Origin of the sequence: Paenibacillus xylanilyticus (genome assembly GCF_047246825.1) — a bacterium.
Taxonomy (GTDB): Bacteria; Bacillota; Bacilli; order Paenibacillales; family Paenibacillaceae; genus Paenibacillus; species Paenibacillus xylanilyticus_B.
This window is the reverse complement of the sequence record NZ_JBFOLB010000002.1, coordinates 196,627-211,583: the sequence shown is the minus strand read 5'-3', so window position 1 is coordinate 211,583 and position 14,957 is coordinate 196,627. Positions and strand designations below refer to the sequence as shown.

The 14,957-nt window shown below is 46.3% G+C and carries 16 protein-coding genes and 1 pseudogene; 14 read left to right on the top strand and 3 right to left on the bottom strand.

The window, feature by feature from the left end:
* Window positions 1–28 precede the first annotated feature (28 nt).
* The gene (locus tag AB3N00_RS15710; protein ID WP_413035447.1) at window positions 29–1,162 is read left to right on the top strand and encodes a M20/M25/M40 family metallo-hydrolase; all 1,134 of its coding nucleotides are present in this window, start codon (window positions 29–31) and stop codon (window positions 1,160–1,162) included.
* Window positions 1,163–1,290: 128 nt separating this feature from the next.
* On the opposite strand, the gene AB3N00_RS15705 is transcribed toward AB3N00_RS15710, so the two are convergent.
* A complete protein-coding gene (locus AB3N00_RS15705) occupies window positions 1,291–1,425 on the bottom strand; it encodes a Z-ring formation inhibitor MciZ (protein WP_175395570.1) in 135 nt (44 codons plus the stop codon).
* Window positions 1,426–1,546: 121 nt separating this feature from the next.
* On the opposite strand from AB3N00_RS15705, the gene AB3N00_RS15700 reads away from it, so the two are divergent.
* From AB3N00_RS15700 to sigF, 11 genes are all read left to right on the top strand, one after another.
* Window positions 1,547–2,131, top strand: coding sequence for an NUDIX domain-containing protein (locus AB3N00_RS15700; protein ID WP_413035446.1), 585 nt, complete (start codon window positions 1,547–1,549; stop codon window positions 2,129–2,131).
* Between the two features lie 2 nt (window positions 2,132–2,133).
* Window positions 2,134–3,348, top strand: a complete 1,215-nt coding sequence (locus AB3N00_RS15695) for an endonuclease Q family protein (protein WP_413035445.1) — start codon at window positions 2,134–2,136, stop codon at window positions 3,346–3,348.
* 132 nt (window positions 3,349–3,480) lie between these two features.
* Entirely contained in the window at window positions 3,481–4,110 is a 630-nt protein-coding gene (spoIIM, locus tag AB3N00_RS15690) for a stage II sporulation protein M (RefSeq protein ID WP_413036049.1), read from the top strand.
* A gap of 107 nt (window positions 4,111–4,217) precedes the next feature.
* Window positions 4,218–4,685, top strand: a complete 468-nt coding sequence (locus tag AB3N00_RS15685) for a Fur family transcriptional regulator (RefSeq protein ID WP_024630961.1) — start codon at window positions 4,218–4,220, stop codon at window positions 4,683–4,685.
* 155 nt (window positions 4,686–4,840) lie between these two features.
* A complete protein-coding gene (locus AB3N00_RS15680) occupies window positions 4,841–5,083 on the top strand; it encodes a DUF4227 family protein (RefSeq protein ID WP_175395567.1) in 243 nt (80 codons plus the stop codon).
* 74 nt (window positions 5,084–5,157) lie between these two features.
* Complete coding sequence (locus AB3N00_RS15675) at window positions 5,158–6,048, top strand: tyrosine recombinase (protein WP_413035444.1); 891 nt, start codon at window positions 5,158–5,160, stop codon at window positions 6,046–6,048.
* Between the two features lie 179 nt (window positions 6,049–6,227).
* A complete protein-coding gene (locus tag AB3N00_RS15670; protein WP_413035443.1) occupies window positions 6,228–7,052 on the top strand; it encodes a purine-nucleoside phosphorylase in 825 nt (274 codons plus the stop codon).
* Between the two features lie 672 nt (window positions 7,053–7,724).
* Window positions 7,725–8,846 (top strand): D-alanyl-D-alanine carboxypeptidase family protein, encoded by a 1,122-nt coding sequence (locus tag AB3N00_RS15665; RefSeq protein WP_413036048.1) that lies wholly within the window; start codon window positions 7,725–7,727, stop codon window positions 8,844–8,846.
* Between the two features lie 143 nt (window positions 8,847–8,989).
* Window positions 8,990–9,343 (top strand): anti-sigma F factor antagonist, encoded by a 354-nt coding sequence (spoIIAA, locus tag AB3N00_RS15660; protein ID WP_036663380.1) that lies wholly within the window; start codon window positions 8,990–8,992, stop codon window positions 9,341–9,343.
* Window positions 9,340–9,795 (top strand): anti-sigma F factor, encoded by a 456-nt coding sequence (spoIIAB, locus tag AB3N00_RS15655; protein ID WP_347384270.1) that lies wholly within the window; start codon window positions 9,340–9,342, stop codon window positions 9,793–9,795. Before spoIIAA ends, spoIIAB begins: the two co-directional genes overlap by 4 nt.
* Before the next feature lie 11 nt (window positions 9,796–9,806).
* Window positions 9,807–10,562, top strand: coding sequence for an RNA polymerase sporulation sigma factor SigF (gene sigF / locus AB3N00_RS15650; protein WP_095290500.1), 756 nt, complete (start codon window positions 9,807–9,809; stop codon window positions 10,560–10,562).
* Window positions 10,563–10,632: 70 nt separating this feature from the next.
* Here sigF and AB3N00_RS15645 read toward each other — a convergent pair whose 3' ends face one another.
* Window positions 10,633–11,571, bottom strand: a complete 939-nt coding sequence (locus tag AB3N00_RS15645; RefSeq protein ID WP_413036047.1) for an EamA family transporter — start codon at window positions 11,569–11,571, stop codon at window positions 10,633–10,635.
* Window positions 11,572–11,689: 118 nt separating this feature from the next.
* Between AB3N00_RS15645 and AB3N00_RS15640 the strand changes: the two are divergent.
* Both AB3N00_RS15640 and AB3N00_RS15635 read left to right on the top strand, forming a co-directional pair.
* Window positions 11,690–12,601 (top strand): annotated as a pseudogene (locus tag AB3N00_RS15640) (AraC family transcriptional regulator).
* A gap of 236 nt (window positions 12,602–12,837) precedes the next feature.
* The gene (locus AB3N00_RS15635; RefSeq protein WP_413035442.1) at window positions 12,838–13,227 is read left to right on the top strand and encodes a hypothetical protein; all 390 of its coding nucleotides are present in this window, start codon (window positions 12,838–12,840) and stop codon (window positions 13,225–13,227) included.
* A gap of 292 nt (window positions 13,228–13,519) precedes the next feature.
* Here AB3N00_RS15635 and AB3N00_RS15630 read toward each other — a convergent pair whose 3' ends face one another.
* A complete protein-coding gene (locus AB3N00_RS15630; RefSeq protein ID WP_413035441.1) occupies window positions 13,520–14,881 on the bottom strand; it encodes a TolB family protein in 1,362 nt (453 codons plus the stop codon).
* Window positions 14,882–14,957 lie beyond the last annotated feature (76 nt).

The following is a 14,957-nucleotide window of genomic DNA, read 5'->3' as shown; positions in this document are numbered from 1 at the left end:
CCGTATCCACGAGAGGGAGGAAAGTCCTATGATTAAGCAGCAGCGTGTCGTAGATCAGTTTATGGAACTGGTGCAGATCGATAGTGAAACGAAGAATGAACAAAACATTTCTAGCATATTGAAGGAACAATTTATCCAGCTGGGTCTTAGCGTATATGAGGATGACACCATGGAGAAAACCGGGCATGGCGCAGGAAACCTGGTTGTTACCTGGGAAGCGGATGGTGCATCGGAGGCTGCGCCGATCTTTTTTACATGCCACATGGATACGGTAACCCCTGGACAGGGGATTAAACCAGAGCTCGGAGAAGACGGCTGGATTCGCAGTGATGGAACGACAATCCTGGGTGCAGATGACAAGGCAGGGATTGCTGCACTGCTTGAAGCCATTCGTGCTATCCAAGAGAATAAGATTCCACATGGAAAAATCCAGTTCGTCATTACCGTCGGTGAAGAATCCGGTCTGGTAGGCGCTCGCGCGATGAATCCAAAAGATATTGAGGCTGAGTTCGGTTATGCTCTCGATTCCAATGGTGCGGTGGGTACAATTTGTGTGGCTGCCCCGGCGAGAGCCGAGATCCAGATGAACATCTATGGAAAATCCGCACATGCGGGGGTTAACCCCGAAGACGGCATCAGTGCCATTCAAGTGGCGGCCAAGGCTATCGCAGCGATGACGTTGGGACGGATTGATGATGAGACCACAGCGAATATTGGCAAGTTTCAGGGCGGATCCGCTCTGAACGTCGTTTGTGATTTTGTGCAGATTGAAGCAGAAGCACGAAGTATTGTTCAGGAGAAAGTGGAAAAGCAAATCGCCCAAATGCGTGAAGCCCTGGAAACAACCTGCCGCAAATACGGTGCAACGGCTGAATTCCGCAGTGAGATCCTGTATCCGGCGTTTGGATTCCATGATGAGCATGAGGTTGTCCAGCTTGCACAGCGTGCCATTCGCAGCCTGGGTCTGGAGACAAGTACTTTTGCTTCGGGTGGAGGCAGTGATGCCAACATCTTTAACGGTTTCAACATTCCGACCGTGAATCTGGCCGTAGGATATGAAGATATTCATACTACAAAAGAACGCATTCGTGCTGATGATATCGTAAAACTGTCCCAGGTTGTTGTAGCCATCATTCAGGAAACAGCTTCGGGCAACAAATAATATGATATAAGGGTACATGCTGCATAGTATGCACCTCTTAGGCAAAAGTCCGAACCCGGTTTGTATCGGATTCGGACTTTTTGCAAATTCATGTTATATTTCATGGGAGATGTGGGTGTAAACAGAAATTATTTACGTCCAGCAATCAAATCGCTTAGTTTGGCATCAGGACCCCACTCACGCAACCACTGTTTCAATATAAGCTGAACTTGACGGGCTTGTCCGACTACATGTACCGATTGCGGCGTCACATAACTGTTCATTGAATATCCCCCTGATTGCTTTTATATTTTTTTGAATACGCTATAGGCTCACGATATGCCAAAAAACAGAGGTTTATACGTGCGATATATAAAAAATCCAAAAGAACTGGAGTTGAACATTATGAATTCAACCAACCAAAATCGCTCAGAGCACCCGTCTAATCCCAAGCTGGATGAAGTAACGGTCTCCACCCAGCCGATTTTCGAGGGTAAAGTCATTTCTCTTCAGGTTGATACTGTCAAGCTGCCCAATGGACAAACGGCAACGCGTGAAATTATCCGTCACCCTGGGGCCGTAGCTGTACTTGCCCTGAACGAAGATCGTATGCTGGTGGTGGATCAGTATCGTCAGGCGATGGGGCGTACCGAAGTGGAGATACCGGCAGGTAAACTCGACCCGGGGGAAGAACCGGAGATTGCAGCAGCACGCGAATTACGCGAAGAAACTGGTTATGTAGCCAAGTCGCTGCGTCATCTGCGTTCGTTTTATACATCGCCGGGGTTTGCGGACGAGATCATTCACTTGTATATCGCCGAGGAGTTAGAAGCTGGAGACATGGCACTGGATGAAGATGAATTTCTTGAAGTATCTGAAATTACGCTTGAAGAAGCCTATCAGCTCATGGATCAGAACCGGATCAGTGATGCCAAAACGATGATGGCCGTATATGCATGGGATCTCTACAGAACGACAGGGCGGTTTTAACGATGGTGGATCAGCAGGCAACGTCCGCTTCATGGGAGTCTTGTTATGCAGACCTGCATATTCACATTGGTCGTACGTCCCGCGGTGAAGCCGTTAAAATCAGCGGCAGTCGGGATCTGACCTTTGAGAATATTGCTCGTGAGGCGTCAGATCGCAAAGGGATTCATCTGCTTGGTGTCATAGACTGCCATTCTCCGGTTGTTCAGATGGATATCGAGCAGTTACTGGAGAACGGTACGATGTCCGAACTGGAGGATGGAGGCATTGCTTACCAGGACACGACGATTCTGCTTGGTACGGAGTTGGAACTGCGCGAACCGGAGATGCGGGAATATCACATGCTGGCCTATTTCCGTGATTTGAAAACGATGAAGTCTTTTACGGAATGGATGAAGCGTTATATGAAAAATGTGAATCTCAGCTCACAACGGGTGTATGTATCTTCACTTGAGATGCAGGCTGAGATTAAGGCCCGTGGTGGACTCATTGTGCCGGCACATGCTTTTACACCTCACAAAGGCATATACGGCAGCACATCTCCACGTATGGCAGATGTGTTGGATACAACTCTGATCGATGCCGTGGAGCTGGGATTAAGCTCTGATTCATCCATGGCCAGCTATATTCAGGAGCTAGATCAGCTTCCTTTTCTGACCAATTCGGATGCTCATTCCCTTGGCAAAATCGGGCGGGAATATAATGAGCTGCAATTGGCCCATCCATCTTTTGACGAATTCAGCATGGCACTGAAGGGGGAAGGAGGAAGAAAAATCACGGCCAATTACGGTTTGAACCCGAGACTTGGCAAATACCACCGCACGTATTGTGCAGCCTGTGGCAGCATCATGGATGAACAGTCGATGTCGGCGGAACGATGCCCTTATTGCGGCAGTATGAAGCTTGTGCAGGGCGTACTGGACCGGATACTGGCCATTGCAGATCGGGAAAGTCCACATGTTCCTGAATACAGACCACCCTATCACTATCAGGTGCCACTCGAGTTTATCCCGGGACTGGGCAAGGCCAAACTGCGCCAGCTGCTGGAACACTTCGGCACGGAAATGAACGTGCTTCATCGTACAAGTGAAGAAGAGCTTGCAGGAGTAGTTGGCCCCGTACTGGCAAGTCTTATCGTTGCTGCACGAAACGGGCGACTGGAGATGTCATCCGGAGGCGGGGGAACCTATGGCAAAGTTTCCGGAAAAGGCACAGAGTAACACAGGCAGACTGGAAGTACAGGAGAGGATCTGGACAAGGAGTCATACGCACGAACTCCGGTTCATAGAATGACTGTGTGGATTTCTTAGGAATCCTGCAGCATGATAACCGGAAAGGGGACTCGTACCTGTATGCGTTCTTCCTACTTCACGTTCAAAGGTCAAACCTCGCTATATGTATTTGTGGCTGTCTTGTTTCTGGTCGGTGTCATTTTTGGCGCATTGATGGTTAATGCCCTGTCTCTTGAACAACGTCAGGATCTGGAGGGATATCTGGGGAATTTTTTCATGACAGTCCAGCATAATGGCCAGGTGATCGAATCCGGAACCTATTGGGATATTGCGATACTTCATCTGAAATGGGTGGGTCTTATCTGGATTTTGGGCCTATCCGTCATCGGATTGCCGGGTATACTGGTTCTGGATTTTCTTAAAGGTGTGCTGATTGGATTTACCGTTGGATATCTCGTTGGACAGTATTCCTGGAAAGGGCTGCTGTTTGCCCTGGTATCCGTTGCACCGCATAATTTATTCGTTATCCCGGTACTGCTGATCTGCAGTGTGTCGGCCATGACCTTTTCCTTATATATCATTCGGAATCGTGTTCTCATGCAGCGGACGCCAGGTGGACAAAGGCCATTTGCTTCTTATGTTCTGCTAACTCTGGTTATGGCTGGACTGCTGTTAGGTGTCGCGTCTTTTGAAACCTGGGTAACACCTGCAATGATGCGCTGGGTCACGCCAATGCTGCTGCCCGCTTAGCACACACTGGATAGTGTAAAATGTTGACTTTAATTACGCACTCCCCCTATAATGAAAGAAGTGGGTTAAGTTGCAGTGTGCAGTGATTTCCTAGGGGGAGGGAGAAAATGGAAGCACGGATCGATAAAATTAAGCAGCAACTACAGTCCCAAGGTTATAAATTAACGCCCCAGCGGGAAGCCACCGTAAGAGTACTTCTTGAGAATGAAGAAGATCATCTGAGCGCGGAAGACGTATTCATGCTCGTTAAAGAAAAAGCTCCCGAAATCGGTCTGGCAACCGTGTACCGTACCCTCGAACTGCTGAGTGAGCTGCATGTTGTAGAGAAAATCAACTTCGGCGACGGTGTAGCGCGTTATGATCTGCGCGGAGATACATCCAAGCATCACCATCATCACTTAATCTGCGTTCAATGCGGAAGTATGGATGAAATACGTGAAGACTGGCTTGGACCGCTTGAAGAGCGTCTGGAGCGGGAATTTAACTTTTCGGTAGTAGATCACCGTCTGGATTTTCATGGGATTTGTTACCGTTGCAAAGCTAAAAATGACCAGAAGCCCAAAGATGAAGAATAACATAGCATATCTTCAAGCTCTCACCGGCGGTTTTGACGGGAGAGCTTTTTTGGTCCAGCATGTGATGTGAGGTTATCCCCGATGTCATATTCCTGTGTTTGTCATCATACCCTGAATCTAGATGAATCGGATTCAGACCAGGAGGGGGACAACCCATGATTATTTCACTGCGACGAGGACTTCGTTTTATACGATTTATAATATTATTTGCAGGATTGGTTTATCTGTTCTATCATGTTCTGGATTTGTTTAATGGTTGGATCTCACCTGTGGACCAGTATCAGATGCCGACAGGAAATGCGGTTAAAGTATTTCAGGAGACGGATTGGCCAGGCAATGGTGAAGCACGTCCTACGCTGGCGGAGAGACTCCGTTTATTTTATTGGTATGGGGAGTAGCCCGGACAGCCAGGGATGCAAATACGGAAGCAGATTGCCAGCTCGGCAATTCTGCCAGATGAGGAGCGTTGTGCATGAAACAGACGATACACGCCTATGCCTTATACTTGGAAGAAGATAAAGGGATGTCAAGCAGCACGCTGGAGTCGTATCTTCGGGACGTGGACAAGTTCATCGAATTTGCAGATAAGGAGTACGGTATCCGTGAGGCGGAGCAGGTACGTCGTACTCATGTCATCCTGTTTATTGGCAAGCTCAAGCAGGCAGGTCGTGCCAATGCAACCATTGCTCGCAGCGTTGTATCCCTGCGTTCCTACTTTCATTTCTTGATGCGCCGGGGTGAGATTCTGCAGGATCCAACGTTTGACGTCGAGGCACCCAAGGCAGACAAAACGCCGCCACAGGTGTTAACCGTGGAAGAGATTGAACTGCTTCTGGCTTCGCCTGATACTCATTCAGCCCAAGGGGTGCGTGATCGCGCCATGCTTGAGCTTTTGTATGCTACCGGTATTCGAGTTTCGGAACTGATTGCGCTGGATATTCGGGATGTGCAACCGGGCATGCGGTTTATTCGCTGCGGTGGGGCAGGCAAGGAACGCATTCTGCCGATCGGTGCGCCAGCCGCACACTGGGCAAGTGTGTATGTTAACGACTTTCGCAGCCAGCTGCTCAAAGCAGACTCGGACGAGCAGGCGCTCTTCGTCAATGTGTCCGGCAGGCGTTTAACCCGCCAGGGCTTCTGGAAGCTGCTCAAAAAAGCGGCGGTGGATGCAGGAATCTCGGAAGAGATTACGCCGCACACGCTGCGTCATTCCTTTGCTGCCCATCTTATTGCAAGCGGGGCAGATACACGGGCGGTGCAGGACATGCTCGGTCATGTGGAGCAGCCTGGACAACAGTATGGGCACCATGGTCGCAAAACGATGAAAGAAATCTACGAATCCCATCATCCGCGAGCGAAATAGTTTGCTGAAACGATAAAAATTCATTAAAAGATGCGGAACATACAGCCGATTTAGGATAAAATAAACTGTACACATTTAAACGCCGTTATACATAAGCGATGCATCAGTAGAGTGATTCAATTGTGAGATGCATCTTGCTGATACAGACGGAACGTTTCAACTCAAGGGGGAACATCGAAATGACAGCATTAAATCAACAGATGATTCAGGAAGCTGCATCTTACATTCAAAGTAAAAGCTCCATCAAGCCAGAAGTCGGTTTGATTTTGGGTTCGGGCCTGGGTATTCTGGCCGACCTGATTGAAGATGGCGTCAGCATTGCCTATCAGGATATTCCTCACTTCCCGGTCTCCACAGTAGAGGGACATGAAGGGGAATTACTGGTGGGAACCATCAAAGGTCGTCCGGTCGTTATGATGAAAGGCCGTTTCCATATGTACGAAGGGTATGGACCGGAACTTACAGCATTTCCTGTACGTGTCATGAAAGAACTGGGCGTGTCCTCTTTGCTCGTAACGAACGCAGCAGGTGGAGTGAACACTTCGTATGAGCCAGGCGATCTGATGCTGATCTCCGATCATTTGAATATGACAGGCAAAAATCCGTTGATCGGGCCTAACGATCCGGCTATGGGCGTACGCTTCCCTGATCTGTCTGAAGCCTACAGCCGCCGTCTGCGTGCGCTGGCGAAGGATACAGCAGCTTCACAAGGATTTAACGTGCGTGAAGGTGTATATGCAGGCTTGCTGGGTCCCAATTACGAGACACCGGCAGAGATCGTGATGCTGCGTACATTAGGGGCAGATGCGGTGGGCATGTCTACGGTATCCGAAGTGATCGTGGCATGCCATGCAGGTCTGGAAGTGCTCGGTATTTCCTGTATCAGCAATATGGCAGCCGGTATCCTCGATCAGCCGTTGTCCCATGACGAAGTCATGGAAACGACAGAACGTGTGCGTGAATCGTTCCTTGCGCTTGTTTTGGCCGTAATTCCACAAATGTAAATGTAAGCTTCAATAAATCAAGACAACCTTCTTGAGATTCTCCGGGATCATTCAAAGAGGGTGTCTTTTTTTTTTATAACAGAAAAGGGGATTTCAGATAACAATGAAGTTGTAGTATGGAGCTTATCCAAAAAAAGAATAAATTGTATTCAAAACGGATTATACATCTTGTGAGGAGGTTTGACTTGAAAATAGATCGTTTCTTAGGTGTAATACACATCGGAATTGTGTTGCTAATTTATTTTTATAAAAACAATATTGCATTTTTGGCTGGCAGCTTGATCATCGTTTTGATCATGACCTACCAAACCTATACATCTCCAACGAAGTGGAATATCCGTTTTTTTATTTCATTGACTTCGTTTCTTATCTTTTGGAATATCTATTCATGGGATTGAGAAGGAAGTATGGGTCCCGCGTTTCGCTGGCATAGTACGGTAGATTGGCATGTTCTCCCTTTAACAGGAGGGCATGTTTTTTTGTTTATCTGTTCGGATTACAGAAAAATTCGGGAAATCATTCTTTGTATGGAATAATTTGCTGAAAACGCGCCGACAATGATTAGCAGTACATGCATGGAGCATGCAGTAAGCAAGTCATTTGAGGAGGTTAACCCTAGTGAAGAAACGAATAATGGCATCGTTCATGACCCTATGTATTCTGCTGCCCCTAATGGCATCAACAGCGCTGGCTGAAGAAACACCCAAAGCAGCAGGTGCGACAGATTTGGCCCCGTCAGCACGTTCTGCCATTTTGATGGATGCAGATACGGGAACGGTAATATTTGAAAAAAACAGTCATGATCAGCTGCCTCCGGCGAGCATTACGAAGATTATGACCATGCTGCTGACGATCGAAGCCATTGATTCCGGCAAGCTGAAGCTCACGGATAAGGTCAGAACAAGTGAATACGCTGCATCCATGGGCGGCTCACAGATTTTTCTGGAGCCTGGTGAAGAGATGACCGTGGATGACATGTTAAAAGGAATCGCCATGGCTTCCGGCAATGATGCCTCAGTCGCAATGGCCGAGAAAATTGCGGGATCGGAAGAAGCTTTTGTACAGCTTATGAATGAGCGTGCCAAAGAGCTGGGCATGAAGGATACCCATTTTGCCAACTGTAACGGACTGCCTGTGGAGAATCACTATTCCTCCGCACATGACATTGCCCTGATGAGCCGTGAATTGCTAAAGCACTCGGGCATAACGAAATATACGGGAGCTTATCAGGATTATCTTCGTAAAGACACGGAGAAGCCATTCTGGCTGGTGAATACCAATAAATTGGTTCGCTTTTATTCCGGCGCAGACGGGTTGAAAACGGGATACACTTCCGAGGCCAAATTCTGTCTCTCGGCTACTGCGATGAAGGACGGACTGCGTACCGTTGCTGTGGTGCTCGGGGAACCGAACACCAAAACTCGGAATGCCGAAGTGTCTTCGATGTTTGATTATGCATTCGGACAATACACCATGAAACCTTTGTACAAAGCAGGGGATCAGCTCGGAAGTCTGAAGATCGAAAAAGGGGAAGTCGCTGAATTACCGCTGACGGCTACACAAAATTATAGTGTACTGATGCGTAAAGGGGCCAAGTCGGATGAGTTCCGCCATGAGCTGTTAATGGCAAAAGAAGTGAAAGCACCGATCAAAGCTGGTCAAAGTATAGGTAAGCTTGTAGTGTATCAAGGCAACGAGGTTATCAAGGAATTCGATATTCAGGCTCCTCAGGATGTGAATAAGGCAGGCTGGTGGAAACTGTTCAAACGGACGACTTCCAATCTGTTTGATTAACGCTGTATTTACGCGTTTTGCATACATTCTTTGAACGTATTTTGTAGTTAAATAGGGGTTTTCTTCTAGTTTTGTCGGGGGGCAGGAAAAGCCATCGGAAACGTAGAAATCCTTGTTCAAGACTGGGAGGAGAGTGAGCAAACGTGAACTTGCATGTGGAAATGGAGCATCACCGCGGGATTCTGATTGTGCGATTATCCGGGGAGCTGGATCACCATACAGCCGATATGGTACGAATGCAAATGGATGAGGCCATCCAGCGCAGACAGTGTGAACATTTGGTACTTAGCCTGAAAGATCTGCAATTCATGGACAGTTCAGGTCTGGGTGTCATTTTGGGCAGATACAAACTCATTAAAAATAAAGGCGGCAAGATGGTTGTATGTGATGTCAATCCGCCGGTGTATCGTTTGCTGGAAATGTCGGGTTTGTTCAAGATCATGCCGATTTACGAAAATGAGGGAACAGCTCTCTCGGGTCTGGAGGTCGTCTCATGAATGAAGGAACGGGAACAAATTTCATGAATCTGCAATTTGCGGCCAAGTCGGAGAACGAATCGTTTGCACGGGTGACGGTTGCGGCTTTTATCTCCCAGCTTGATCCTACGATGGACGAGCTTAGTGATCTGAAGACGGTTGTCTCGGAAGCGGTGACGAATAGCATCATTCACGGGTATAACAACAATCCCGAGGGTGTCGTATCCATTCAGGCGCAAATTCGCGAAGACATGATTACGATTATTGTGGAAGATCGCGGAGAAGGAATTGAAGATCTCGAACTGGCCAAACAGCCGCTATATACGTCCAAACCCGAACTTGAGCGGTCGGGCATGGGCTTCACCATTATGGAAAACTTCATGGATGAATTCGAAGTCAGCAGTGAGCCCGGCAGAGGCACCTCCATCAAGATGAAGAAGAGGATTGAATCCAAGAAAGCAATGTATAATTAGGGGTTGGTCTTATGGATGCTGAAGTGAAACAGTCTTCACAGACCTATTTGGACGATGCCGAGGTCAAACGGCTGATTGCGCTCAGTCAGTCGGGTGACCATGTCGCACGGGATACGCTGGTGAACTGCAACATCAGACTTGTCTGGTCCGTTGTCCAGCGGTTTATGAACAGGGGGTACGAACCAGAAGATCTGTTCCAGATTGGTTGTATCGGTCTGCTTAAATCGGTGGATAAATTCGATCTCAGTTATGATGTGAAATTCTCCACCTATGCGGTCCCTATGATCATCGGAGAAATTCAGCGTTTCCTGCGGGATGACGGAACCCTCAAGGTGAGTCGTTCCCTTAAGGAAATGGCGAATAAAGTCCGCAAAAAAAGGGACGAACTGTCCAAACACCTGGATCGTCTGCCAACGATCAAGGAAGTGGCTGAACAGCTGGGGGTGACCCCGGAGGAAGTTGTATTTGCACAGGAAGCGAATAAACCGCCGACGTCCATTCATGAGACAGTGTTTGAGAATGACGGGGATCCGATTACGTTGATGGACCAGATTGCCGACGAATCCCAGGAACGGTGGTTTGACAAGCTGGCACTGAATGAAGCAATTGGTGGTCTTAGTGAGCGGGAACGACTGATCGTCTACCTTCGGTATTACCGGGATCAGACGCAGTCGGAGGTTGCTACCAGGCTGGGCATTTCTCAGGTTCAAGTTTCACGGCTGGAGAAAAAAATACTTCAATCCATTCGCGATCAAATCGCGCAATAGATGTTGGATTGCAAGCTGCAGCATTGGTGCTGTATCACCAATATACGACAACTAACAACCTTTTATCGCGTTAATCACGCGAAAAAGGTTGTTTTTGTTTGGTACGAATAGACCCTGAACGATTGAACTGCATAATCAAGATCATTCCAATAATACATGCCGTACCCATCCATTGATAGAAACCAAACGGTTCATGGAGCCAAATCACGGTTGTTCCAACGGCGGCCAAGGGCTCTGCGCTCCCCAGTAGGCTGGTCTCCTTGGGTGTAAGACTTTTTAAACTGGCAATATAGAACCAGAAAGCAATCATGGTTCCAAAAATGATCGTAAATATTAAATAGCTGTAGGTTTCGAGCGTTATGCCGGCGAAGTCAGCCTTCCATGGCGGGTGGATAAAACTCAATCCCAGACCACCGATAATCATGGCCCAGCCAACCACAACAAGTGAGTCAAATTTTTTAATCAGTTGTACGGCATAAAGAGTATAAAATGCAGCTGAAACGCCGGATAACAGACCCCATATCACTGCAAGCCAGGAGACAGATAACCGGGTAACTGAGCCGTTAGTCAACAAGAGAAAACAGCCCCCGAGAGCCAGAACGGCGCATGCAAGATCCTTGCGGGTGAGAGCGGACTGCTTACGCAGCACAATGTAAATCATGATCATGACTGGCGAGAGGTATTGCAGGAGTGTAGCAACCGCAGAATTGCCATGTTTAATGGATGCCATGTACGTGTACTGGACGGCAAGCATACCTACTAATCCGAATAGGATCAGTTGTGCAGCTGTTTTTTTATTTCTCCATACATCAATAATCTGAGATCGTTCGCGTGTACAGGATTGAATAACCAGAAGCAGCATACCAGCACTCAGCAATCGTACGGTTACATACCAGTTGACTTCAATTCCATCCAGTTGAAACAGTTTTTGCGATACGGTACCTCCAATGCCCCAACAGATTGCTCCGGTCAGAACGAGTAGAATACCTGATATCTTGGATCTTGCTATGGTTGTCACTCTTGATCGCCTCACCTTAAATATAAGAATAGTGCTATATTAAGGAGAAATGCGGTACATTAATATCAATATCACACATAAAAATATAAATATATTGAGATGAGGTACTATGCAGAAGAATGGATTTATCATCGATCAAAATTTGAAGGAAATGACCGAGCACCGCACCAACACCTTATCCGTAGCCTGTTATGAAACAACCATTGCACAAAATGTCCATGGACACATCCCCCTGCACTGGCATGATGAATTGCAGGTTGTTGCGATTCTTCAGGGTACGGCGTTGTTCCATATCAACGATCAGAAAATGGTCATACCAAAAGGAGACGGAATATTTATCAACAGTGGGACGATGCATATGGCAGAAGATCATAGTGAGAATGAAAACTGTATTTATCTCTGTCTGAATATGTCCCCGCATGTTCTGCTGCCTTCAGATTTGTACGTGAAGTATGTGCATCCTTATGTAACGGCCACCAATCTGCCTTTTCTGTATATAGAAGGGGCTGTTTCCTGGGGAGAGTAAATTCTGGGTGCCATCGGTCTCATTAGAAAGGAACTTGTGGAACAGGCTCCTTATTACGAAGTGAATGTTGCTTCGGCGCTGCTGAACATGTGGAAACTTCTGATTACAAACGGATACTCTTTGGAACATGATCCATCGGAGATGAACCGAAACAAGCGAATGAAGGACATGCTGCAATGGATTCATCTGAATTATTCGGATCCCATCAAGTTAGAGGATATTGCAAGGACCGGGCAGTTAAGTCGATCGGAGACGTGCCGGTATTTCAAGCAAATGCTGAGAACCACTCCGATGCAGTATGTTATGGATTACCGTATCCAAAAAAGTATTGAGCTTTTGCAGCTCTCCGAGCGTAACATCACCGAAATTGCGTACGACGTCGGTTTTAACAGCACGAGCTATTACATTAATCAATTTCGTAAAACCATGAATGTGACCCCTTTACAATTCAGAAGGAAGGTCACCCAGAAGAAACAAGTAGAACCAAATGTTTAAGAACGTTTTACCAAGTCACCAAGTCAGGTCGCCGCATGGCGGCTTTTTTTGTTTTGATAATATCACCATTTGAACTGGAAGTCCCAAAAAAGGAGGGTTATAGCACTTTGAAAGAGTTGTTCACATTCGAAATTGGACGTTTCAATATTTTTGGTACAATTAAAGTGAGAAATCAGTACGAACTTTTAAAATCAATGTAAGGACATGGAGGAAATATGTATACTTCATTAAAATCAATGGATTGGTCTAAGTTAAAATTTAATAACTACTATTGGCTGGCAGTTGGCGAGTATGATGTTTACATTAAGGGTGAAAGCAGTGAACCAGCAAATAAATATTTGGGAATGGCTAAGTATGTTATTGCTGAAATAGAAGAAGTTTCGCAGAAAGCAATCGAGTTTTTGGAAACTTTCTTGAAGCTGGAAGGAGAGTGGGAAATCCATACCTTGGATTTCGGATGTTGCCATAGTAAGGTAAACCACGATTTCGAGTTGACCTTTAGTTTTGAAGATAGAATCGACAAACATAAATACGTGTATACATATTACGTTGTCAGTTTTGATATCCAGAAATTTGGTGATCGGTCCTTATTCAAACCGCAAAGACTGGAAGTCGGTTTTTGTTAATTAAAATTTGATTACGCTTTTGTTATACATATGTAAACTTCATCATGAACACCCGGGAGGTGCCTTGGAAGAAAAATACCTGAATTACAACGTACTGTTCAAAACGAAATTCTGAAAAAAATCTTCTGACTGAAATGGAGTTTCAGGATATTGATGTCACAGACAAAGTCATGGCCCGAGTCCGTAAGCTGGGACTTCCCATCGTTTCCTTAATCCTGCTGCGGTGCAAAACGATGATTTCGTTCTGCACCCTTTTTCCTGTATGAGTTAATAGTTAGATATCAGTATTATGTTAAATAAAAGTAAGTGTCTTTCCCAGTGAAATCAAGTGATTTTGATCAGCCCATAAGATGAAATATGAATACGGATTTCCTTGAATCACAACAGGAGCAGGATATTTTACAATAAGTGCCGCCTGATTTCTCATTTCCACCGGTTGGTCTTCCGAAGGAAATATAAAACAGGCTTCTTGTGCTTGAATAAAAGCAGGGAAAATTCGGGGGGTTGCCCCATAGGGTTTCAACATATGAAAAGCTTCCGCTCTGCATACCTCGTGAATTCCTTCCTCAGAAGAGATCGCGGAGATCTGGAAAAATCCGTCCGCTCCTTCGAATCGTTCTTCGGTAACTTTGTGCCAGCTTCGCGGATAATAGAAAGATACCTTGTATACCTGATTGAAATATAATCCATACGGATGAACATCATGCACTCGTGGTGACCATCTAAGAGCTGTAATCCACCTTGCTTCAACAATTTTGATCGGATTATTAGGGTTTCTTATATCAATAATCCACATTTCGGTTGCTTGTTCTTGATTATTGCACCCTGATAAGTAAGCGATTCGGTTCCCATCCGGCGACCAACTTAAAGGGGTAGAGAAGCAGGTGGAGACCGCCCATGTTTTTTGTTGCCCTCCAACTCGGCTGTCGGTCTGGATTAAAGAAACATATTGATTATCCACGAGGTCGGTGGCACTGTATGCGATGAGTGAAGAGTCCGGGGACCATTCGGGGTAATAGTTTTTCGCCTGAGGGCCACCATTAAGTTGGTAGCTCGCTCCTGTTGTCAGGTGCACCGTAGTGATCAACGAAATGCTGGCTCCCGGGGATATATATAGGGCAAACTCTCCGTTAGGTGATATTCTGACATTGTGGAGAGGACCCTCCGTATTTTGAGTTAATTGCTGTTTGTTCATGCCATCTCGGTTAATTTTATATAGTTGGGTATTGCCTGCTTCATCCGGAGCTGCAAACAGGAGAGCCTCTCCTGAAGGAAACCACTGGACATCGGTGGCTCCTTGTTGAACGATTGAACCGCTGGCATGGGAGTTGATATTGTAGATCACAATTCGTCCGTTTTTTACATAACTCAAGTATAGACTATCCGGCGACCAGCTCAGTAAAGTATAAGGGTCAATTTGATCAATTTGTGCCCATGCCCTGCTGTTTAGATTGAATACATACACGATATTTTTCTTGCCGATAAAGGCGATGTACCGGACATCTGGCGACCAATATGGAATTGAAAATTCCTCACCAAGATCTTGGGTCAGCTTAATCGTCTGACCTGTTAAAGGTTGATAAAGCCAAATATCGTAGGAACCACCCCCCACATTTGAAGTAAAAAGGATCGATTCACGATAAGCAAAATTCATATTTGATGCCGCCCTTCAGGTTTGATTTCACTACAATGTATTCAAGAAAAGGAGATAGGCGAATTATTCGTAAAAT

Coding starts and splice junctions, on each gene's coding strand:
- AB3N00_RS15680 (WP_175395567.1), top strand. CDS start 4,841: ATGATTATTTCACTGCGACGAGGACTTCGTTTTATACGATTTATAATA.
- AB3N00_RS15710 (WP_413035447.1), top strand. CDS start 29: ATGATTAAGCAGCAGCGTGTCGTAGATCAGTTTATGGAACTGGTGCAG.
- AB3N00_RS15675 (WP_413035444.1), top strand. CDS start 5,158: ATGAAACAGACGATACACGCCTATGCCTTATACTTGGAAGAAGATAAA.
- AB3N00_RS15635 (WP_413035442.1), top strand. CDS start 12,838: ATGGATTGGTCTAAGTTAAAATTTAATAACTACTATTGGCTGGCAGTT.
- AB3N00_RS15705 (WP_175395570.1), bottom strand. CDS start 1,425: ATGAACAGTTATGTGACGCCGCAATCGGTACATGTAGTCGGACAAGCC.
- sigF (WP_095290500.1), top strand. CDS start 9,807: ATGGATGCTGAAGTGAAACAGTCTTCACAGACCTATTTGGACGATGCC.
- AB3N00_RS15700 (WP_413035446.1), top strand. CDS start 1,547: ATGAATTCAACCAACCAAAATCGCTCAGAGCACCCGTCTAATCCCAAG.
- AB3N00_RS15665 (WP_413036048.1), top strand. CDS start 7,725: ATGGCATCAACAGCGCTGGCTGAAGAAACACCCAAAGCAGCAGGTGCG.
- AB3N00_RS15685 (WP_024630961.1), top strand. CDS start 4,218: ATGGAAGCACGGATCGATAAAATTAAGCAGCAACTACAGTCCCAAGGT.
- spoIIAB (WP_347384270.1), top strand. CDS start 9,340: ATGAATGAAGGAACGGGAACAAATTTCATGAATCTGCAATTTGCGGCC.
- spoIIM (WP_413036049.1), top strand. CDS start 3,481: ATGCGTTCTTCCTACTTCACGTTCAAAGGTCAAACCTCGCTATATGTA.
- AB3N00_RS15670 (WP_413035443.1), top strand. CDS start 6,228: ATGACAGCATTAAATCAACAGATGATTCAGGAAGCTGCATCTTACATT.
- AB3N00_RS15695 (WP_413035445.1), top strand. CDS start 2,134: ATGGTGGATCAGCAGGCAACGTCCGCTTCATGGGAGTCTTGTTATGCA.
- AB3N00_RS15630 (WP_413035441.1), bottom strand. CDS start 14,881: ATGAATTTTGCTTATCGTGAATCGATCCTTTTTACTTCAAATGTGGGG.